At 55.6% G+C, this 16,341-nt stretch carries 13 protein-coding genes; 6 read left to right on the top strand and 7 right to left on the bottom strand.

What is annotated here, in order from left to right; genetic code table 11:
• Nucleotides 1–357: 357 nt before the first annotated feature.
• Entirely contained in the window at nucleotides 358–3,240 is a 2,883-nt protein-coding gene (locus tag USG84_RS09750; RefSeq protein ID WP_320738251.1) for an autotransporter outer membrane beta-barrel domain-containing protein, read from the top strand.
• A gap of 48 nt (nucleotides 3,241–3,288) precedes the next feature.
• Here USG84_RS09750 and USG84_RS09745 read toward each other — a convergent pair whose 3' ends face one another.
• The 5 genes from USG84_RS09745 to USG84_RS09725 form a co-directional block, all read right to left on the bottom strand.
• Complete coding sequence (locus USG84_RS09745; protein ID WP_023310357.1) at nucleotides 3,289–3,522, bottom strand: YgdI/YgdR family lipoprotein; 234 nt, start codon at nucleotides 3,520–3,522, stop codon at nucleotides 3,289–3,291.
• Between the two features lie 139 nt (nucleotides 3,523–3,661).
• Nucleotides 3,662–6,886: a carbamoyl-phosphate synthase large subunit gene (gene carB, locus USG84_RS09740; RefSeq protein ID WP_008502028.1), complete on the bottom strand. Its 3,225-nt coding sequence runs from the start codon at nucleotides 6,884–6,886 to the stop codon at nucleotides 3,662–3,664.
• A gap of 18 nt (nucleotides 6,887–6,904) precedes the next feature.
• The gene (gene carA, locus USG84_RS09735; RefSeq protein ID WP_253540659.1) at nucleotides 6,905–8,053 is read right to left on the bottom strand and encodes a glutamine-hydrolyzing carbamoyl-phosphate synthase small subunit; all 1,149 of its coding nucleotides are present in this window, start codon (nucleotides 8,051–8,053) and stop codon (nucleotides 6,905–6,907) included.
• A 454-nt stretch (nucleotides 8,054–8,507) separates the two neighbouring features.
• Nucleotides 8,508–9,329: a 4-hydroxy-tetrahydrodipicolinate reductase gene (gene dapB, locus USG84_RS09730; RefSeq protein WP_151413485.1), complete on the bottom strand. Its 822-nt coding sequence runs from the start codon at nucleotides 9,327–9,329 to the stop codon at nucleotides 8,508–8,510.
• Between the two features lie 132 nt (nucleotides 9,330–9,461).
• A complete protein-coding gene (locus USG84_RS09725; protein WP_061099265.1) occupies nucleotides 9,462–10,469 on the bottom strand; it encodes a LacI family DNA-binding transcriptional regulator in 1,008 nt (335 codons plus the stop codon).
• 187 nt (nucleotides 10,470–10,656) lie between these two features.
• On the opposite strand from USG84_RS09725, the gene USG84_RS09720 reads away from it, so the two are divergent.
• Genes USG84_RS09720 through USG84_RS09700 form a run of 5 tightly spaced genes read left to right on the top strand, consistent with a single transcriptional unit; the run spans nucleotide 10,657 to nucleotide 14,961 of the window.
• Nucleotides 10,657–12,399, top strand: a complete 1,743-nt coding sequence (locus tag USG84_RS09720) for a class I mannose-6-phosphate isomerase (protein WP_151413484.1) — start codon at nucleotides 10,657–10,659, stop codon at nucleotides 12,397–12,399.
• 2 nt (nucleotides 12,400–12,401) lie between these two features.
• Nucleotides 12,402–12,830 (top strand): PTS sugar transporter subunit IIA, encoded by a 429-nt coding sequence (locus USG84_RS09715; protein WP_151413483.1) that lies wholly within the window; start codon nucleotides 12,402–12,404, stop codon nucleotides 12,828–12,830.
• A gap of 10 nt (nucleotides 12,831–12,840) precedes the next feature.
• On the top strand, nucleotides 12,841–13,335 hold the full coding sequence (locus tag USG84_RS09710) for a PTS system mannose/fructose/N-acetylgalactosamine-transporter subunit IIB (protein WP_151413482.1): 495 nt from the start codon (nucleotides 12,841–12,843) through the stop codon (nucleotides 13,333–13,335).
• A gap of 10 nt (nucleotides 13,336–13,345) precedes the next feature.
• The gene (locus USG84_RS09705) at nucleotides 13,346–14,143 is read left to right on the top strand and encodes a PTS mannose/fructose/sorbose/N-acetylgalactosamine transporter subunit IIC (protein WP_061099269.1); all 798 of its coding nucleotides are present in this window, start codon (nucleotides 13,346–13,348) and stop codon (nucleotides 14,141–14,143) included.
• Nucleotides 14,143–14,961, top strand: coding sequence for a PTS system mannose/fructose/sorbose family transporter subunit IID (locus USG84_RS09700; protein ID WP_061099270.1), 819 nt, complete (start codon nucleotides 14,143–14,145; stop codon nucleotides 14,959–14,961). Before USG84_RS09705 ends, USG84_RS09700 begins: the two co-directional genes overlap by 1 nt.
• Nucleotides 14,962–14,988: 27 nt before the next feature.
• Here the strand turns inward: USG84_RS09700 and USG84_RS09695 are convergent, their stop codons facing one another.
• Complete coding sequence (locus USG84_RS09695) at nucleotides 14,989–15,759, bottom strand: glucose-6-phosphate isomerase family protein (RefSeq protein ID WP_151413481.1); 771 nt, start codon at nucleotides 15,757–15,759, stop codon at nucleotides 14,989–14,991.
• Nucleotides 15,752–16,306, bottom strand: coding sequence for a glucose-6-phosphate isomerase family protein (locus tag USG84_RS09690; protein WP_253540656.1), 555 nt, complete (start codon nucleotides 16,304–16,306; stop codon nucleotides 15,752–15,754). The genes USG84_RS09695 and USG84_RS09690 overlap by 8 nt, the downstream gene beginning before the upstream one ends.
• Nucleotides 16,307–16,341 lie beyond the last annotated feature (35 nt).

The raw sequence follows: 16,341 nt of genomic DNA, 5'->3' as shown, positions 1-16,341 counted from the left end.
TGCCTGTCTTCTTCTTTTCTGTAGCAGTGAGTGTAGACAGTTACCTTCCCGACTGAAAGGGGCAAACTAAGACCCCAAAGTAAAACGCAAGTATTGGCAACCGACGCCGCCTTGCGAGCGTTACTGGCACTAAGATGCCGCTACGACAAATTCACCCAACAAAATAATAATACTTAACCATAGTGGCTACGGATATTTTTAGAGCACCTTAAATTACTATTTAATAAATCAACCTGTACATAACTCATTGAAAAAATAATAATTTTACGCTCTTTTCTGTGAGCTCATTATTTCCAAACCAATATACGTTCTTACATACGTTACCTGATGTTACTTCTCAATCAAATGGATGTGTACATGAGCAACAAATTTTTTAGATTGAACAATACAACCAAAACTCTGGGTAAGCTATTTCCTGCTTTATTAATGTGTACCCCTGTCGTTGCGTTTTCTGCAACGATTGACCAATCAACTTCTATACCTCAAGATTTTTCAGCCGATTCAGAATATGTGATTAGTAAAGACGTCACGATTTCCTCCGCTGGTAATGAATCGGGCGTGTCAGTCACCGGATTTAATGTCACCACTGTCACAAACAACGGCAATATTTCCGGCACAGGCAATGGTCTGGACATTAATACTGGCGCACAACGCGTCGTTATTAACAATGAGAGTGGCGCAACCATTTCCTCTACCAACGGGAATGCGGTAAACATTCAGTCAATACTCGGTGATTTTAATAATGATGGCGGTATTACCGGCGCGGAAAACGGCATATTTGTCAGCGAGAACTCCTCAGCAGTTAACATAACCAATACCAGCACGGCAACGATCAAAGGTAAAACAGGCCTGACGTCTCAGATTGGCATTGGTATTAATAACAGCGGCACAATAATCGGTACAAGCGGCGATGCTATTACGTTAAGTGATGGCAATACCAAGGTTTTAAACAGCGCTACCGTGAAGGGCTCCCAAAACGGTATTAACGTTAAAGATACTGCAAAAGTAGATATTACGAATAGCGGAACGATCGGCGGTGATACCAACGCAATTACGTTTGCCAGCGATAAAAATAACACGCTGGTTCTCGACACGGGTTCCTCCCTGGAGGGTGACGTTATTTCCACTGGTTCAAAAGGAAATACCCTCACACTGGTCGGCACCGGCACGGAAGACAGCAACTTCGTTGGCCTGAATGAGGGCGACGGCTTTGCCAGCGTTAAAATGGAAGGTGAAAGCTGGACGCTGGCGGGTAACCTCGACATTATCGGCTCTGCCGATTCTCTGCAGGTAGAAACCGGCGCATTAACCCTGTCGGGCTCGGTATCCAATACGGGTAATACCCTTGTTGCAAAAGACGCATCGCTGCAGCTGGGCGATGGTCAAAAAACCGCGACGCTCAGCGGTGGCCTTACTAACAACGGTACCGTCATTTTTAACCAGGGCAGCAATTCAACTTTTTCTACCGGCATGACGGGTAGCGGTAACGTAGAAAAAGTGGATTCAAACACCCTGATGCTGACCGGCCAAAATAGCTATACAGGAAATACGGTTCTGCACAGCGGAACCACGCTGGTCGCTTCCGAAGCCATGCTCGGCGTCAAAGGCAGTAACGCCACCGTCACCGTGGAAAACGGTGCAACCTTTGCCACCGCAGGCGAAGTTAACAACAATATCGCGATTCTTACCGGCGGTACGCTGGCAGCATGGAATGCCGTTCAGGGTAACTCAACGTTGAGCGTTTCCGGGATCGATACCGTAAACGGCAACGTCACAAATAGTGGCACGCTGTTGCTCAGTGCGGCTGATAATAGCGTTGGCAATAATTTTACGATTAACGGTGACTACACCGGCTCTTCTGGTAGTCAGATTGTATTGAACAGCAGCGTTGGTGAAGATAACGCCCCAACCGACCATCTCACCATTACGGGCAGCAGCTTCGGTCAGTCCGGTGTTAGCGTCACGAATATAGGCGGTCTGGGTGCGCAGACGGTAAATGGTATGGAAATTGTGAACGTCGAGGGCAGTTCTGAAGCCCAACTGACGCTGGCAGCACCGGTTGTTGCCGGGGCTTATGAATACAATCTCTATCAGCACGGCGACGGCAACTGGTATCTGGAATCAAAAGCGACCCCTTCTGATGAACCGGCAGATGATACCGATGAAGGTGGAAACACGGATGGCGACAGCACCGATACTGACGGTAACACCGACAGCGGCGATAACACTGACAATACCGATAATACCGACAACGGCGGCAATACCGACAACAATGGTAACAACGACAACGGCAGCAACAATGCGCCTGAAGTCATGGCGCCTGAAGTCGGAGCTTATTTAGGCAACTACCTCGCCGCACAAAGCATGTTCCTGCATAAGCGCGATGACCGTGACCAAATTACCTTCCGCAATGAAGACGATCTGAACACCTGGATGTACGTAAAAGGTCGTTATCATGAGAACGATGCAGGCGGCGATAAAGTCAGCTACGACACCACCACTACCGTTCTGCAAGTCGGCAGCGATTTCATGAGCAAGCCTCTGGACAACGGTATTCTGCGTGCCGGCGGCATGTTCGGTGCTGGCCAGGCGAAAACCCACTCTGATGCAAAGCACAACGTGCGTGATGCGCAGGGCAAGGTAGATGGTTTCAACGTTGGGATGTACGCCACCTGGCAGGAAGATCAGAAATTACGTCTGGGCAGCTACATTGATACCTGGGCCGCCTATAGCTGGTATAACAACAAAGTGACCAGCAACCGCAACGATGAAGACTACGATAGCGAAGGCTTTGCCGCGTCTGTTGAAGTCGGCCACGCGTGGGTCATCCAGTCTGAAAACGAACGTACCTGGAAGATCGAGCCACAGGCGCAGGTGATCTACAGCTATCTCGATCAGGAAAATCATACCGATCGCGACGGCGTTCGCGTCACCACGCTGGACAATGACAGCCTCTTCGGTCGTCTGGGCGTGAAATCCAGCTACTTCCAGCAGAAAGACGTCACCGCATGGCAGCCGTACGTTGCGGTTAACTGGCTGAAAGGTGCTGGTCAAAACGATCTGGCATTCAACGACGAAACCGTCAGCAACGATACGCCTGAAGATCGCGGTCAGCTAGAGCTGGGCGTCACCGGCAATCTGAACGAAACCACGACGATCTCCCTGCGCGCCAGCGGCGAATGGGGTGAAAACAGCTATGCCGCTTACGGCGGTCATATCCTGCTGAATCACCGCTGGTAATCTTTCAGCACGAAGCAAAAAAGCAGTGGCTGATGCCACTGCTTTTTTTTAATTATCCAGTTCGCCCATCGATTTAACCTGGTCACGGTTAATCTGTTCAGTTTGACCGGTTTCGGCGTTTTTGTACGACACCAGACCGGTATCGTCATCCACCTGCGGCTTCCCGTCAGTCACGATGGTTTTGCCATCGGTAGTTTTTACGGCCTGATTGGACGAACAGCCCGCGACGGTGAACATTGTAGTGGCAGCCAGAACGGAAGCGATCAGTAATTTATTTTGCATGGTGTTTTCCCCTGCTCTCAGATGAATTTAGTTATCGACCTAACCATTTTAGGCTAACTGACTGAAAGCGGATGAAAAACCAGAAGGTTCTGAAGATGGGGAAAATGCCCGGCAACCGAACGGCACCGGGCAATTTGTCTTACTTGCTAATCTGCGCGTGCATTTCCTGCACTGAAATCACCTTCTCGGTGGCGTCCGCGTTCAGCGCCATGGCCGTCGCGAAACCGCCGTTCAGGGTGGTATCGTAGTGCACTTTGTACTGCAGCGCGCTGCGGCGAATCAGCTTGGAATCTTCAATCGCCTGGCGGCCTGCGGTGGTGTTGATGATGTAGGTGTACTCGCCATTCTTGATACGATCCTGAATGTGCGGACGGCCTTCATGCACCTTGTTCACCAGGCGCGGGTTGATACCGGCTTCACCCAGCACAATCGCCGTACCGTGGGTTGCGTCCAGCTCGAAGCCCTGTTTCAGCAGCTTGGCGGCGAGGTCAACCACGCGCTCTTTGTCGCCTTCGCGAACGGAGAGCAGCGCACGGCCCGATTTTCTCATGGTAGAGCTGCTGCCCAACTGCGCCTTCGCAAACGCTTCGGCGAAGGTGCGGCCTACGCCCATCACTTCCCCGGTAGAGCGCATTTCTGGCCCTAACAGCGGGTCAACGCCCGGGAATTTGTTGAATGGCAGCACCACTTCTTTCACCGAGTAGTACGGCGGGATGATCTCTTTGGTCACGCCCTGCTGAGCCAGCGTCTGGCCTGCCATCACGCGCGCCGCCACTTTCGCCAGCGGAATACCGGTCGCTTTGGAGACGAACGGTACGGTACGCGCCGCACGCGGGTTCACTTCAATCAGGTAGACTTCGTTGTCTTTCACCGCGAACTGGACGTTCATCAGGCCGCGAACCTGCAGCTCGAAGGCCAGCTTCTGCACCTGCTGGCGCATCACGTCCTGAATTTCCTGGCTCAGGGTGTACGCTGGCAGAGAACACGCGGAGTCACCGGAGTGAACGCCCGCCTGTTCGATGTGCTCCATGATGCCGCCAATCAGCACCATTTCGCCGTCGCAGATGGCGTCAACGTCCACTTCCACCGCGTCGTCGAGGAAGCGGTCGAGCAGCACTGGCGCATCGTTGGAGACGCTAACCGCGGTCTGGAAGTAGCGACGCAGGTCGGCTTCGTCATAGACGATTTCCATCGCACGGCCGCCCAGAACGTAGGATGGACGCACCACCAGCGGATAGCCGATCTCTTTCGCCTTCTCGACAGCCTGTTCGATGGCGGTCACGGTGGCGTTCGCCGGCTGTTTCAGCTTCAGACGGTCAACCGCCTGCTGGAAACGCTCGCGGTCTTCCGCACGGTCAATCGCATCCGGGCTGGTGCCGATAACCGGCACGCCTGCCGCTTCCAGCGCGCGCGCAAGCTTCAGCGGGGTCTGGCCGCCGTACTGCACGATAACGCCTTTTGGCTTCTCGATGCGTACGATTTCCAGCACGTCTTCCAGGGTAACCGGCTCGAAGTAGAGGCGGTCAGAGGTGTCGTAGTCGGTAGAAACGGTTTCCGGGTTACAGTTGACCATGATGGTCTCGTACCCGTCTTCGCGCAGCGCCAGCGAGGCGTGCACGCAGCAGTAGTCGAACTCGATGCCCTGGCCGATACGGTTTGGACCGCCGCCCAGCACCATAATCTTGTCGCGGTCGACGGACGGGTTCGCTTCGCACTCGTCTTCATAGGTGGAGTACATGTACGCGGTGTCGGTTGAGAACTCTGCCGCACAGGTGTCCACGCGCTTGTAAACCGGGTGCAGGTCATACTGGTCGCGCAGCTTGCGGATTTCCGCTTCGCGCACGCCCGCCAGCTTAGCCAGACGTGCATCGGCAAAGCCTTTGCGCTTCAGCATGCGCAGGAAGTCTGCGTCCAGGCCGTTGATGCCCAGCTCTGCCACTTTCTCTTCCAGACGCACCAGCTCTTCAATCTGCACCAGGAACCAGCGGTCGATGTTGGTCAGGTTGAACACGCCGTCGACGGACAGGCCAGCACGGAAGGCATCGGCGATGTACCAGATGCGCTCTGCGCCCGCGTCTTTCAGCTCGCGGCGGATTTTGGTCAGCGCTTCCGGGTCGTCCAGACTCACTTTCGGGTCAAAGCCGGTCGCGCCCACTTCGAGTCCGCGCAGCGCTTTCTGCAGGGATTCCTGCTGCGTGCGGCCAATCGCCATCACTTCACCGACGGATTTCATCTGGGTGGTCAAGCGGTCGTTCGCGCCGGCGAATTTCTCGAAGTTGAAGCGAGGAATTTTGGTCACAACGTAGTCGATGGACGGCTCGAAGGACGCAGGGGTACGCCCGCCGGTGATGTCGTTCATCAGCTCGTCGAGGGTATAACCCACCGCCAGCTTCGCCGCCACCTTCGCAATCGGGAAGCCGGTCGCTTTGGAGGCCAGCGCGGAGGAACGGGACACGCGCGGGTTCATTTCGATAACAATCAGGCGGCCGGTTTTCGGGTTCACGGAGAACTGCACGTTTGAACCGCCGGTTTCCACGCCGATTTCACGCAGTACCGCCATCGAGGCGTTACGCATGATTTGATACTCTTTGTCGGTCAGCGTCTGGGCTGGCGCAACGGTGATGGAGTCGCCGGTGTGGATACCCATCGCATCGAAGTTTTCGATGGAGCAAACGATGATGCAGTTGTCGTTTTTATCACGCACCACTTCCATCTCGTACTCTTTCCATCCAATCAGCGATTCATCAATCAGCAGCTCTTTGGTTGGGGAGAGATCCAGCCCGCGTTCGCAAATCTCTTCGAACTCTTCGCGGTTGTAGGCGATACCGCCACCGGTGCCGCCCATGGTGAACGATGGACGGATGATGCACGGATAGCCCACTTCAGCCGCAACGGCCAGCGCCTCTTCCATGTTGTGCGCGATGCCGGAACGCGCGGTGTCGAGGCCGATTTTCTTCATCGCCACGTCAAAGCGACGACGGTCTTCTGCTTTATCAATCGCGTCGGCGGTCGCACCAATCATGGTCACGCCGAACTCGGCCAGCACGCCCTGACGCTCCAGCTCCAGCGCACAGTTCAGCGCCGTCTGGCCGCCCATGGTCGGCAGTACCGCATCCGGGCGCTCTTTCTCGATGATTTTACGCACCACTTCCCAGTGAATCGGCTCGATGTAGGTCGCATCGGCCATTTCCGGGTCGGTCATGATGGTTGCCGGGTTAGAGTTTACCAGGATAACGCGGTAACCCTCTTCGCGCAGGGCTTTACACGCCTGCGCGCCGGAGTAGTCGAATTCGCAGGCCTGGCCGATGACGATCGGGCCAGCGCCAAGGATCAGGATGCTTTTTATGTCTGTACGTTTTGGCATGGTCTTCTCGGCTCCTGATTATTTAGCGGTCTTACGGTATTGCTCGATAAGTTCGATAAAGTGATCGAACAGCGGCGCGGCGTCGTGCGGGCCCGGGCTGGCTTCCGGGTGTCCCTGGAAGCTGAACGCTGGCTTATCGGTACGGTGGATACCCTGCAGGGTGCCATCGAACAGTGATTTGTGCGTCACGCGCAGGTTAGCCGGCATAGAGGCTTCATCGACGGCAAAGCCGTGGTTCTGCGCGGTAATCATTACCGTGTTGTTATCAATGTCTTTCACCGGGTGGTTCCCGCCGTGGTGGCCGAACTTCATCTTCACGGTGTTCGCACCGCTCGCCAGCGCCAGCAGCTGATGGCCGAGGCAGATGCCGAATACCGGGATGTCGGTTTCCAGGAAGGACTTGATGGCGGCGATGGCGTAATCGCACGGTGCCGGGTCGCCCGGGCCGTTAGAGAGGAAGATGCCGTCCGGGTTCATCTTCAGCACCTCTTCAGCGGAGGTTTTCGCCGGTACCACCGTCAGGCGGCAGCCGCGGTCAACCAGCATGCGCAGAATGTTGCGCTTGGCACCGAAATCGTAGGCCACCACGTGGAACGGCAGCTCGCTCTCTGTTTTCGCTTCCGGCAGGTCGCCTTCCAGCGTCCAGCTCCCCTGCGTCCAGCTGTAGGCTTCCGCGGTAGTCACTTCTTTCGCCAGGTCCATGCCGTTCAGGCCCGGGAAGGCTTTCGCTTTTTCCAGCGCCAGCGTCGCATCGAGGTTATCACCCGCGATGATGCAGCCGTTCTGTGCACCCTTCTCGCGCAGCAGACGCGTCAGCTTACGGGTATCGATATCGGCAATCGCCACGATGTTATGGCGCTTCAGGTAAGAAGAGAGGTCTTCAGTATTGCGGAAGTTGCTGGCAATCAGCGGCAGGTCGCGAATGACCAGGCCTTGCGCATGTACCTGAGAGGATTCTTCGTCAGCCGCGTTGGTGCCGACATTGCCGATATGAGGATAAGTAAGAGTAACGATTTGGCGAGAATAGGAAGGATCAGTGAGGATTTCTTGATAACCGGTCATTGAAGTATTGAAAACGACTTCCCCAACCGCCGAACCCGTTGCCCCTATGGCCCGACCGATAAACTGGGTTCCGTCTTCCAGAACCAATAGCGCTGACTTAATCAAAACACCCTCCAGAGAATATTCACTCACTTTATTTGCATATTAATTCATGACTATGTCATAGATCAATGCAAATGTGTTGCCAGCGGATTTTTGGCAAACGGCGGCATTCTGGAGATTTGGTGGGTAAAAGTCAACTTAAAACGGATATTTTGTTTAGTCTTTTGCAAGCCTGGCGAGAAGAATGAAGCTTAACCGACAAAAAGATCAGGTAAATCACTGCAGAAAACGCTTGCGCGCCTGGTTTAATGGTAAATGCGGCGAAGGAGCTTTAAAAAGTGGACCGTATGGTCAAAATTTACATTTCAGCAACGGATAATCGTGACAAGAGTGAAGCTTTAAGCTCCTTTCAACTAAAAACGCAATAAAGAGGCTAAAATAAAAGGGCAATAAAATATTGCCCTATGCAATCAAACAATTACGACTGCAATAACCACATCACGATGGGTAATAATGCTTACAAATTATTGAGATCCAGCACATCTCGCATATCAAAAAGTCCGCTTTCCTTGCTTTTTAACCACAAAGCGGAACGTACGGCACCGTTGGCGAACGTCATTCGGCTTGAGGCTTTATGTGTAATCTCAACGCGTTCGCCAATATCGGCGAACATCGCCGTATGTTCGCCGACGATGTCGCCCGCACGCACCGTTGCGAAACCAATGGTGCCCGGTACGCGTTCGCCGGTGTGACCTTCGCGGGCATAGACCGCGCAGTCTTTTAAATCTTTATCGAGTGCATGAGCAATCGCTTCGCCCATCGCCAGCGCCGTGCCTGATGGCGCATCAACCTTATAGCGGTGGTGGGCCTCGACAATTTCAATGTCGGTATAGTCGCCCATCACCTTCGCTGCTTTCTCCAGCAGCTTGAGCATGACGTTAACGCCCACGCTAAAGTTCGCCGCGAAGACAATCGCGATCTCTTTTGATGCATCCTGGATGGCCTGCTTACCCGCGTCGTCAAAACCGGTGGTGCCGATGACCATTCCCTTGCCGTGCTGGCGGCAAAATGCCAGGTGCGTCAGCGTCCCTTCCGGGCGGGTAAAGTCGATAAACACATCGAAGTCATCTTTAACCGCGTCCAGGCTGCTCTGAACGGTAACGCCCGTCTTTCCCGCGCCGGCCAGCTCACCTGCGTCGGCTCCCAAAAGCGATGAGCCTTCACGCTCCAGCGCCGCGCCCAGCGCCACGCCATCCATCTGAAGTGCAGCCTGAATCAGCTGGCGGCCCATACGTCCACCCGCGCCCGCAATGGCGACACGGATCTGTGCATCATGCATAGTTATTCTCTTACGTTAAAATGATGTAAATCGTTTTCAGATTAACCAGCCTTTACGAAGGCTGCCACAGAAAACGCCAATAATTAGAATTTAATGATAAACAGGGAGAGATATCAGTTAAAGACATGATCGTCAGCGAAAACCGCATGATTCACGCACGACCAGCGCAGGCGGCAGGATGATCCTTTTGGCGGGCTCGTCATTGCCCTGTATGCGGCTGTAGAGTAACTCCCCCGCTTTACGGCCAATCTCTTTAGCCGCTACCGATACGGTGGTCAATGCCGGCTGCACCAAAGCCGCTTCAGTAATATCATCGAAGCCGACCAGCGCGAAATCATGCCCCGGTTCGCGCCCCATCTTGCGTAAACTTTGCATCACCCCAAGTGCCACAATATCCTGATAGCAAATCGCAGCGCTGATGTTTGGATGCTCAAGCAGTAACGTCTCCGCAACGCGAGCGCCGTCGCTTTGGCTGGCCTGCGAAGTCCTGATCCAGGCGGGATTCGGCGTCACGCCGTATTCCAGCAGCTTGCTGGTAAAGCCACCGATACGCTGCGCCCGCGAACCCGAGTTCTGGCTACCTCCGATAAACGCAATATTCCGATGCCCCATTCTGAGCAGGTGTTCTGTCGCCATCTGCGTACCTAAAAAGTTGTCCGTGCCGACAAAATCAAAATCCGCATCGTCCAGCGGGCGCACAACCATGATCGCCGGAATATTGCGCCGCTTAAGCCCATCAAAAAAAGCCTGTGGCGTTTCACGAGCCGCACAAAGCACCATGCCGCCAACGTTATTGCGCATCAGCGAATCGACAAATTTTTGCTGTCGCTCTGAGGACTCCTCACTGTTCGCCAGAAAAAGCATCAGCTCGTGGCGCTCCATTTCATGACTGAGCCCTGCCGTCATCTCCCCGTAAAAAGGGTTGGTGATATCGTGCAATAGCAGTCCGACCTGATTGCTTCTGCGGTTACGTAAATTGGCTGCCGTCTGGTTATAGACATAGCCCGTTTCATCCAGCGCCTTGAGCACGCGCGCACGCGTATTTTGCGAAATGCGGCCTTTATTACACAGCACCATTGAGACCGTTGCCGTTGACACGCCAGCGCGTTTCGCGACGTCTGCGAGTGTAATTCCCGTCATGCTGTCTCCTTCCATTTCATTACAGATTAATCGAATAACCTGTTTTTTGCATTTTTCCCTGTGAGTCTCTTCACATTACCGCTACCGATCGGGATTGTGTTGCTATTTATGGCGGGTTAATCGCGTTAACCACACTTCTCAAACACGGTTAATCGAATAACCTTAAATAACGATTCTGGAGGATGAAATGACAACTTACGACAAATTCCCCACGGTGACGATAGAGGGTTATGACGACAGCGCCTGGCAAGGTTGGGAGGATATTACCCGCGTTCTTGCCGCCAAAACCCAGCAGCGAAGCCGCACTGTCCTGGTGATTGACTGCTATCCGGGCGTGCGCCTGAACGAGCTTGAAGAGAATGTGCTGCCGCGGTTACGCCCGGCGCTAACGGTCAATGCCGGGCAGGCGCGACAGGATGAGCCCGCCATCCATGAAATGCTGGCGCGCAACCTCACCGACGATCGCGTTTTTGGCGTACTCTCCTGCCACCAGCTCGCTGAATTTTTTGACCCCGCGCGTCTGGAGGCACAGCAAACTCAGGTAAGCCAGTGTGCCGAGGGGCTGATTGTGATTTACGGCCCCGGCGCGGCACTTATTCACCCGGGTGATGTGCTGGTATACGCCGATCTTCCGCGCTGGGAGATCCAACAGCGTATGCGCAGCGGTGAGATGGGGAACTGGGGTGCAGAGAATCAGCATGAGGATATGCTTCGTCGCTACAAGCGGGCTTTTTTTGTTGAATGGCGCGTCTTCGACCGTCACAAAACACCGCTGCTCAGGCGCACCGACTTTTTACTGGATACGACACAGGCAAACCAGCCCGCGATGGTCAGCGGCGAGGCCCTTCGTGCCGGGCTTAAGCAGACCACCACTCAGCCTTTTCGCGTAGCGCCATTTTTCGATCCCGGCGTCTGGGGCGGCCAGTGGATGAAACAGCAATTCGATCTCGATCCCTCTGCACCCAATTACGCATGGTGTTTTGACTGCGTGCCCGAGGAGAACAGCCTGTTATTGCGTTTTGGCGCAGTGCGGATCGAGATCCCCTCTCAGGATCTGGTCTTGCTTGAGCCTCGCGCTCTGCTGGGCGAGAAGGTTCACGCGCGTTTCGGCGCGGAGTTCCCGATCCGTTTTGATTTCCTCGATACCATTGGCGGCCAGAACCTCAGTTTCCAGGTCCACCCGGTTACGGAATACATCCAGCAGCAGTTCGGGATGCACTACACCCAGGATGAGAGCTATTACATTCTGGAAGCCGAGCCGGGCGCCGTGGTCTATCTGGGCACCAAAACCGGCACCGAACCGGAGGCCATGATGGACGATCTCAGGCGCGCGGGCCGTGGCGAAAAAAACTTTGATGACGCCCGCTTCGTTAATCAGATCCCGGCGAAAAAACACGACCACTTCCTGATCCCCGCAGGCACGGTGCATTGTTCTGGCGCGGGCACCATGGTGCTGGAGATCAGCGCCACGCCGTATATCTTCACCTTCAAGCTGTGGGACTGGGGCCGTCTGGGGCTGGATGGCCTGCCGCGTCCGGTCCATCTGAACCATGGCGAGAAGGTGATCGACTGGCAACGAGACACGCAGTGGGTCCATCAACATCTGGTGAATCAGTTCGAACCTATCGCGGAAGGAAACGGCTGGCGTGAAGAACGCACCGGCCTGCACGAGCGTGAATTTATCGAAACCCGCCGCCACTGGTTTAGCGAGCCCGTTGTGCATCACACCAATGGCGGCGTGAACGTGCTGAATCTGGTAGAGGGCGACGAAGCAATCGTCGACAGCCCTACCGGCGCTTTCGAACCATTTGTCGTCCATTACGCCGAAACCTTCATCATTCCGGCAAACGTGGGGGAATACCGTATTTCCCCCTCAACCAATGCTTCCGGGCAGGCGCTGGCGACCATCAAAGCCTGGGTAAGGAGCTAACGATGATTCATTTTATTGTCGCGACCCACGGCCCGCTTGCCGCCGCGCTGCTGGAAAGCGGCCGGATGGTGTACGGCGACCTTCCCGGCGTACAGGCCGTGTGTCTGACCGAGCAGGCGGGGATTGAGGGCTTCCGGCGCGACTTCAGCGCCGCGCTGGAAGCCGCAAGCGTGGGCGCCGACGGCGTGCTGGTGCTGTGCGATATGCAAAGCGGCACGCCGTGGAACGTGGCCTGCGAGTCTGCATTTAATCCGCTCACGCAGCCGCCGGTCGCCGCGGTGGCGGGCGTCAATTTCCCGATGCTGCTGCAAACCGACGAGGTAATGACGGCATGCGACGTTCATCATGCTGCCGCAAAGCTTATCGATCTCACCCTGCCGACGCTGGTACAGGCGAAACCGGTAGATACCGCACAGACAGACGATTTTTAAGGAGCCGCATATGAGTATTTCTTTTGTACGCATTGACGACCGCGTGATCCACGGGCAGCTCATCACGCGCTGGGCCAGGGAGTTGCCCTGTGACGGTATCGTTGCCATTGACGATGCCGTCGCGGCCGATCCGCTGCTGTCGTCGGTCATGAAAGGCGCTGTTTCTGACACCAGAGTGTGGCTGTTCGATACGGCAACGGCCATTGAAAAACTGCCAAAAGTGATTGCCAGCGAAAAGCGCTATTTTGTGATTGGCAAATCGCCCGTCACGCTGCAGCGCATAGAGCAGGCAGGCATTAGCCTGAAAAACAGCAACGGGAAAATAAACGTAGGGCCGATGAGCGCCCGGGCGAACACGGTCACCATAGGCCCGAATCAGTCAGTAACGGCCGAGGAAGCCTCGGCCTTCGAGTGGCTAACCGGGCAGGGGCACGCGATTGAATTTCGCCTGGTTCCCGATGCCAGTTTTTATAGCTGGCAGGACGCCAGACAGAAGCTGAAATAAGGAGCAGACCATGATTATCGAAGCGGCTTTAATTGGCCTGCTCTGCTATCTGGGCGCCCTCAGCAGCCCGTGGCTCTTAGGGCTGACTGGCGGATGGTATCTTATTTCCCGCCCGCTCATCTCAGGAATGCTGGTTGGCCTGATACTGGGCGATATCAAAACCGGGATTATGATCGGCGTAGCGGTGCAGGCGGTGTATATCGCGATGGTGACCCCCGGCGGCTCGATGCCGGCAGATTTAAACTTTGTGGCGTATCCGGCCATTGCGCTCGGGATACTTTCCGGTAAAGGACCTGAAGTCGCCGTCGCGCTGGCAGCAACCATCGGTATTGCCGGAACCATTCTCTTCAATGCGATGATGGTGCTGAACTCGTTCTGGAACCATCGTGCGGATGTGGCGCTGGAAAACGGCGACGAGCGCGGGATCTACCTCAACAGCGCCATCTGGCCGCAGGCGATGAACTTTGTTCTGCGCTTTGTGCCTACCTTTATCGCCGTCTTTTTCGGCGCGCAGTACATCAGCGGCTTTATGGACAGCCTGCCGCGTATCGTGCTCTCCACCATGAACGTGCTGGGCGGCATCCTGCCCGCCGTCGGTATTGCCATCCTGCTTAAACAGATCATCAAAAGCTACACCATGCTCATCTACTTCCTGGTGGGCTTCGTCTGCATCGTGTTCCTGAAGCTCAATATGGTTGCGCTGGTGATCGTGGGTGCCCTGCTGGCGCTGATTCATTACAACTATAAACCCGAAGCACCGCAGGCCGCGACTTCAGCCCCAGTACCCGACGACGAGGATGAATTCTGATGGAAGAACGTAAACTTACCCGCAAGGATCTGCGCCGCTGCTGGCGGGCGTGGATGATGCACAACCTCTCCTCAATGAGCTTTGAGCGTCTGGAATCCTTCGGCTTTTGCCTGAGCATGCTGCCGGTGGCGAAAAAGCTCTACCCCGACGCGGTTCAGCGCACCGAGATGCTGCGCCGTCACGCGTCGTTCTACAATACTGAGCCACAGATTGGCGCGATCGTTAACGGCATGGCGCTGGGCCTGGAGGAGAAGAAAGCCAACGGCGAGCCGATCGATGGTGAAACCATAAACACCCTGAAGGTGGGCCTGATGGGGCCGATCGCCGGGATCGGGGATTCGATGATCCCCGGCATGCTGATCCCGATCCTCCTCAGTATCGGGATGGCGCTGGCGGCAGGCGGGAATATCCTGGGCCCGCTGTTTTACACCGTCGCCTGGCTGGCCATTATTATTCCGGGCTCCTGGTTCCTGTTTCTTAAAGGCTACCAGATGGGTTCAGGCTCCGTTGAGATGCTGGTCAGCAGCAAGTCCACCCGACTGCGGGAAGCGCTTTCGCTGCTGGGCGTTTTCGTCATGGGGGGCGTGGCGGCCAGCTACGTGAAGCTGGGGACCGGGCTGGAGTTCATCACCCGGGATGGGGTTAACATCCACGTGCAGCAGATGCTGGACGGTATTTTCCCGCAGCTGCTTCCTCTGGCCGTGGTGCTGGGGACATGGTATCTGATGGCGAAGCGCGGCGTGTCGCCGGTAAAAGCCATGATATTGCTGCTGATCCTCGCCGCGCTTGGCGTGGCGTCTGGATTGTTTGCAGGATAAGAAAGCCGGGGCATTGCCCCGGTTTCTCTATGGATGGAAGTTATCCCACAGTTCCGCCGCTTTACCCGGACGTGAAATAAACTGGAACCGCGCCGGATCGTCGATAAACTGCTGATAAACAGGCGCATCGGTAATGCCGAACTCCGGATAACTACGCGGCGTAATTATCTGCAATCGCCCCGGTCTGTAGTGACCGTTGTGCTGCCAGATAATATGATCGCCCTGAACTAACGGGTACCAGGCCAATCCTTTTCGCGCGCGAACGGCGTCATACTCAAAGCCGTATTCCCGATCGCACCATGCCCCAAACGTCAGCGGCTCGCTGGGCGAGGCGGAAATCGTCGCGTGTCCCCATCCCGGAGGGACCAGTACCTTTTCACCCGGCCCCGCGAGCACCGCAAAACAGCGGCCCGGATCGTCGTCAACATACTCCTGCATGTAGATAATAGCTTTACCCTGCCAGATTTCATACAGCTCGGGCGGCGACCATCCGCTGTGCTGGCTGATGCGGTGAATATGACCCTGGCTACGGACCGGCTCATCGCCGAGCGTACCGGCGGCGTAGGTCACCACGCCAAAAAGCAGCATCCGCTTTTCAAGCTCTTGCCTGTCCGACAGGCGCGCCACGTCCATCGCGATGGCGTACACCTGCTCTGGCCCTTCGCAATCCGGGTTGCGCAGCGACGGGCGGATCTGATCGAGGGTCCTGATCTCCGGCATCGGTCCAGTCACGTCATCTCCGTAGCTAAAACCGAGCGGCTGATGGGTAATGGTCATATCAAGCCCATAGTTAGCCATTGCGCACCTCGAACCCCTGCCCGGCGGTAAAGACCCGCAGGGCAAAACCTTCTGCCAGCGCCGCATAGTCGTGTCCCGCGATGACTGGCCAGACGGCAAGCGAAGATAGCGTCTCCTTGCCGGTGTTAATCAAGCGATGCGCCGTAAAAGGCGGAATAATATGCACGGAGCCTGCCGTCACCTCCTCCAGCCGCGCGTCCCCCGCCTCTGTTTGCAGCAGCAGCAAGCCAACGCCGCGCAGACCAAAATAGACTTCCCCCTGTTCACGGCGCGCGTGAAAATGGCCGCGCGTCATAAAGAACTCATCGCCCACGTTCCCCGTATACAGGTGAGTCACACCGACGCAAAGCGCCCCCTCGCCCGCGGGGGAACCCAGGACATCCACGTCATACACGCTTTGTTGAGGATTACCACGCCTCCACGCCTCACCGTCCGCGAAGATGCCGGGGAGATCGGTAAGGCGGGTCGTTTTACGGATAAGAGGCCCACCGGCTAGCGCGCCGGTAGCCCATGCCACCTGAGGTGGCAGAAAGATATCTGAGTTCATTTTCAGTCTCCGGCCCGAGGAGAACAGCCACTTCA

Source organism: Enterobacter sp. 168J2 (assembly GCF_034107265.1).
Classification (GTDB): Bacteria; Pseudomonadota; Gammaproteobacteria; order Enterobacterales; family Enterobacteriaceae; genus Enterobacter; species Enterobacter nematophilus.
Note: the sequence above shows the minus strand (reverse complement) of the source record. Positions and strands in the feature narration are given on the sequence as shown.

What these genes read in the sequence shown, in the direction of transcription:
- USG84_RS09700 (WP_061099270.1), top strand. Translation starts at nt 14,143, where the DNA reads ATGGAAGAACGTAAACTTACCCGCAAGGATCTGCGCCGCTGCTGGCGG.
- USG84_RS09725 (WP_061099265.1), bottom strand. Translation starts at nt 10,469, where the DNA reads ATGACGGGAATTACACTCGCAGACGTCGCGAAACGCGCTGGCGTGTCA.
- USG84_RS09690 (WP_253540656.1), bottom strand. Translation starts at nt 16,306, where the DNA reads ATGAACTCAGATATCTTTCTGCCACCTCAGGTGGCATGGGCTACCGGC.
- USG84_RS09710 (WP_151413482.1), top strand. Translation starts at nt 12,841, where the DNA reads ATGAGTATTTCTTTTGTACGCATTGACGACCGCGTGATCCACGGGCAG.
- USG84_RS09695 (WP_151413481.1), bottom strand. Translation starts at nt 15,759, where the DNA reads ATGGCTAACTATGGGCTTGATATGACCATTACCCATCAGCCGCTCGGT.
- USG84_RS09705 (WP_061099269.1), top strand. Translation starts at nt 13,346, where the DNA reads ATGATTATCGAAGCGGCTTTAATTGGCCTGCTCTGCTATCTGGGCGCC.
- USG84_RS09745 (WP_023310357.1), bottom strand. Translation starts at nt 3,522, where the DNA reads ATGCAAAATAAATTACTGATCGCTTCCGTTCTGGCTGCCACTACAATG.
- dapB (WP_151413485.1), bottom strand. Translation starts at nt 9,329, where the DNA reads ATGCATGATGCACAGATCCGTGTCGCCATTGCGGGCGCGGGTGGACGT.
- USG84_RS09720 (WP_151413484.1), top strand. Translation starts at nt 10,657, where the DNA reads ATGACAACTTACGACAAATTCCCCACGGTGACGATAGAGGGTTATGAC.
- USG84_RS09715 (WP_151413483.1), top strand. Translation starts at nt 12,402, where the DNA reads ATGATTCATTTTATTGTCGCGACCCACGGCCCGCTTGCCGCCGCGCTG.
- USG84_RS09750 (WP_320738251.1), top strand. Translation starts at nt 358, where the DNA reads ATGAGCAACAAATTTTTTAGATTGAACAATACAACCAAAACTCTGGGT.
- carB (WP_008502028.1), bottom strand. Translation starts at nt 6,886, where the DNA reads ATGCCAAAACGTACAGACATAAAAAGCATCCTGATCCTTGGCGCTGGC.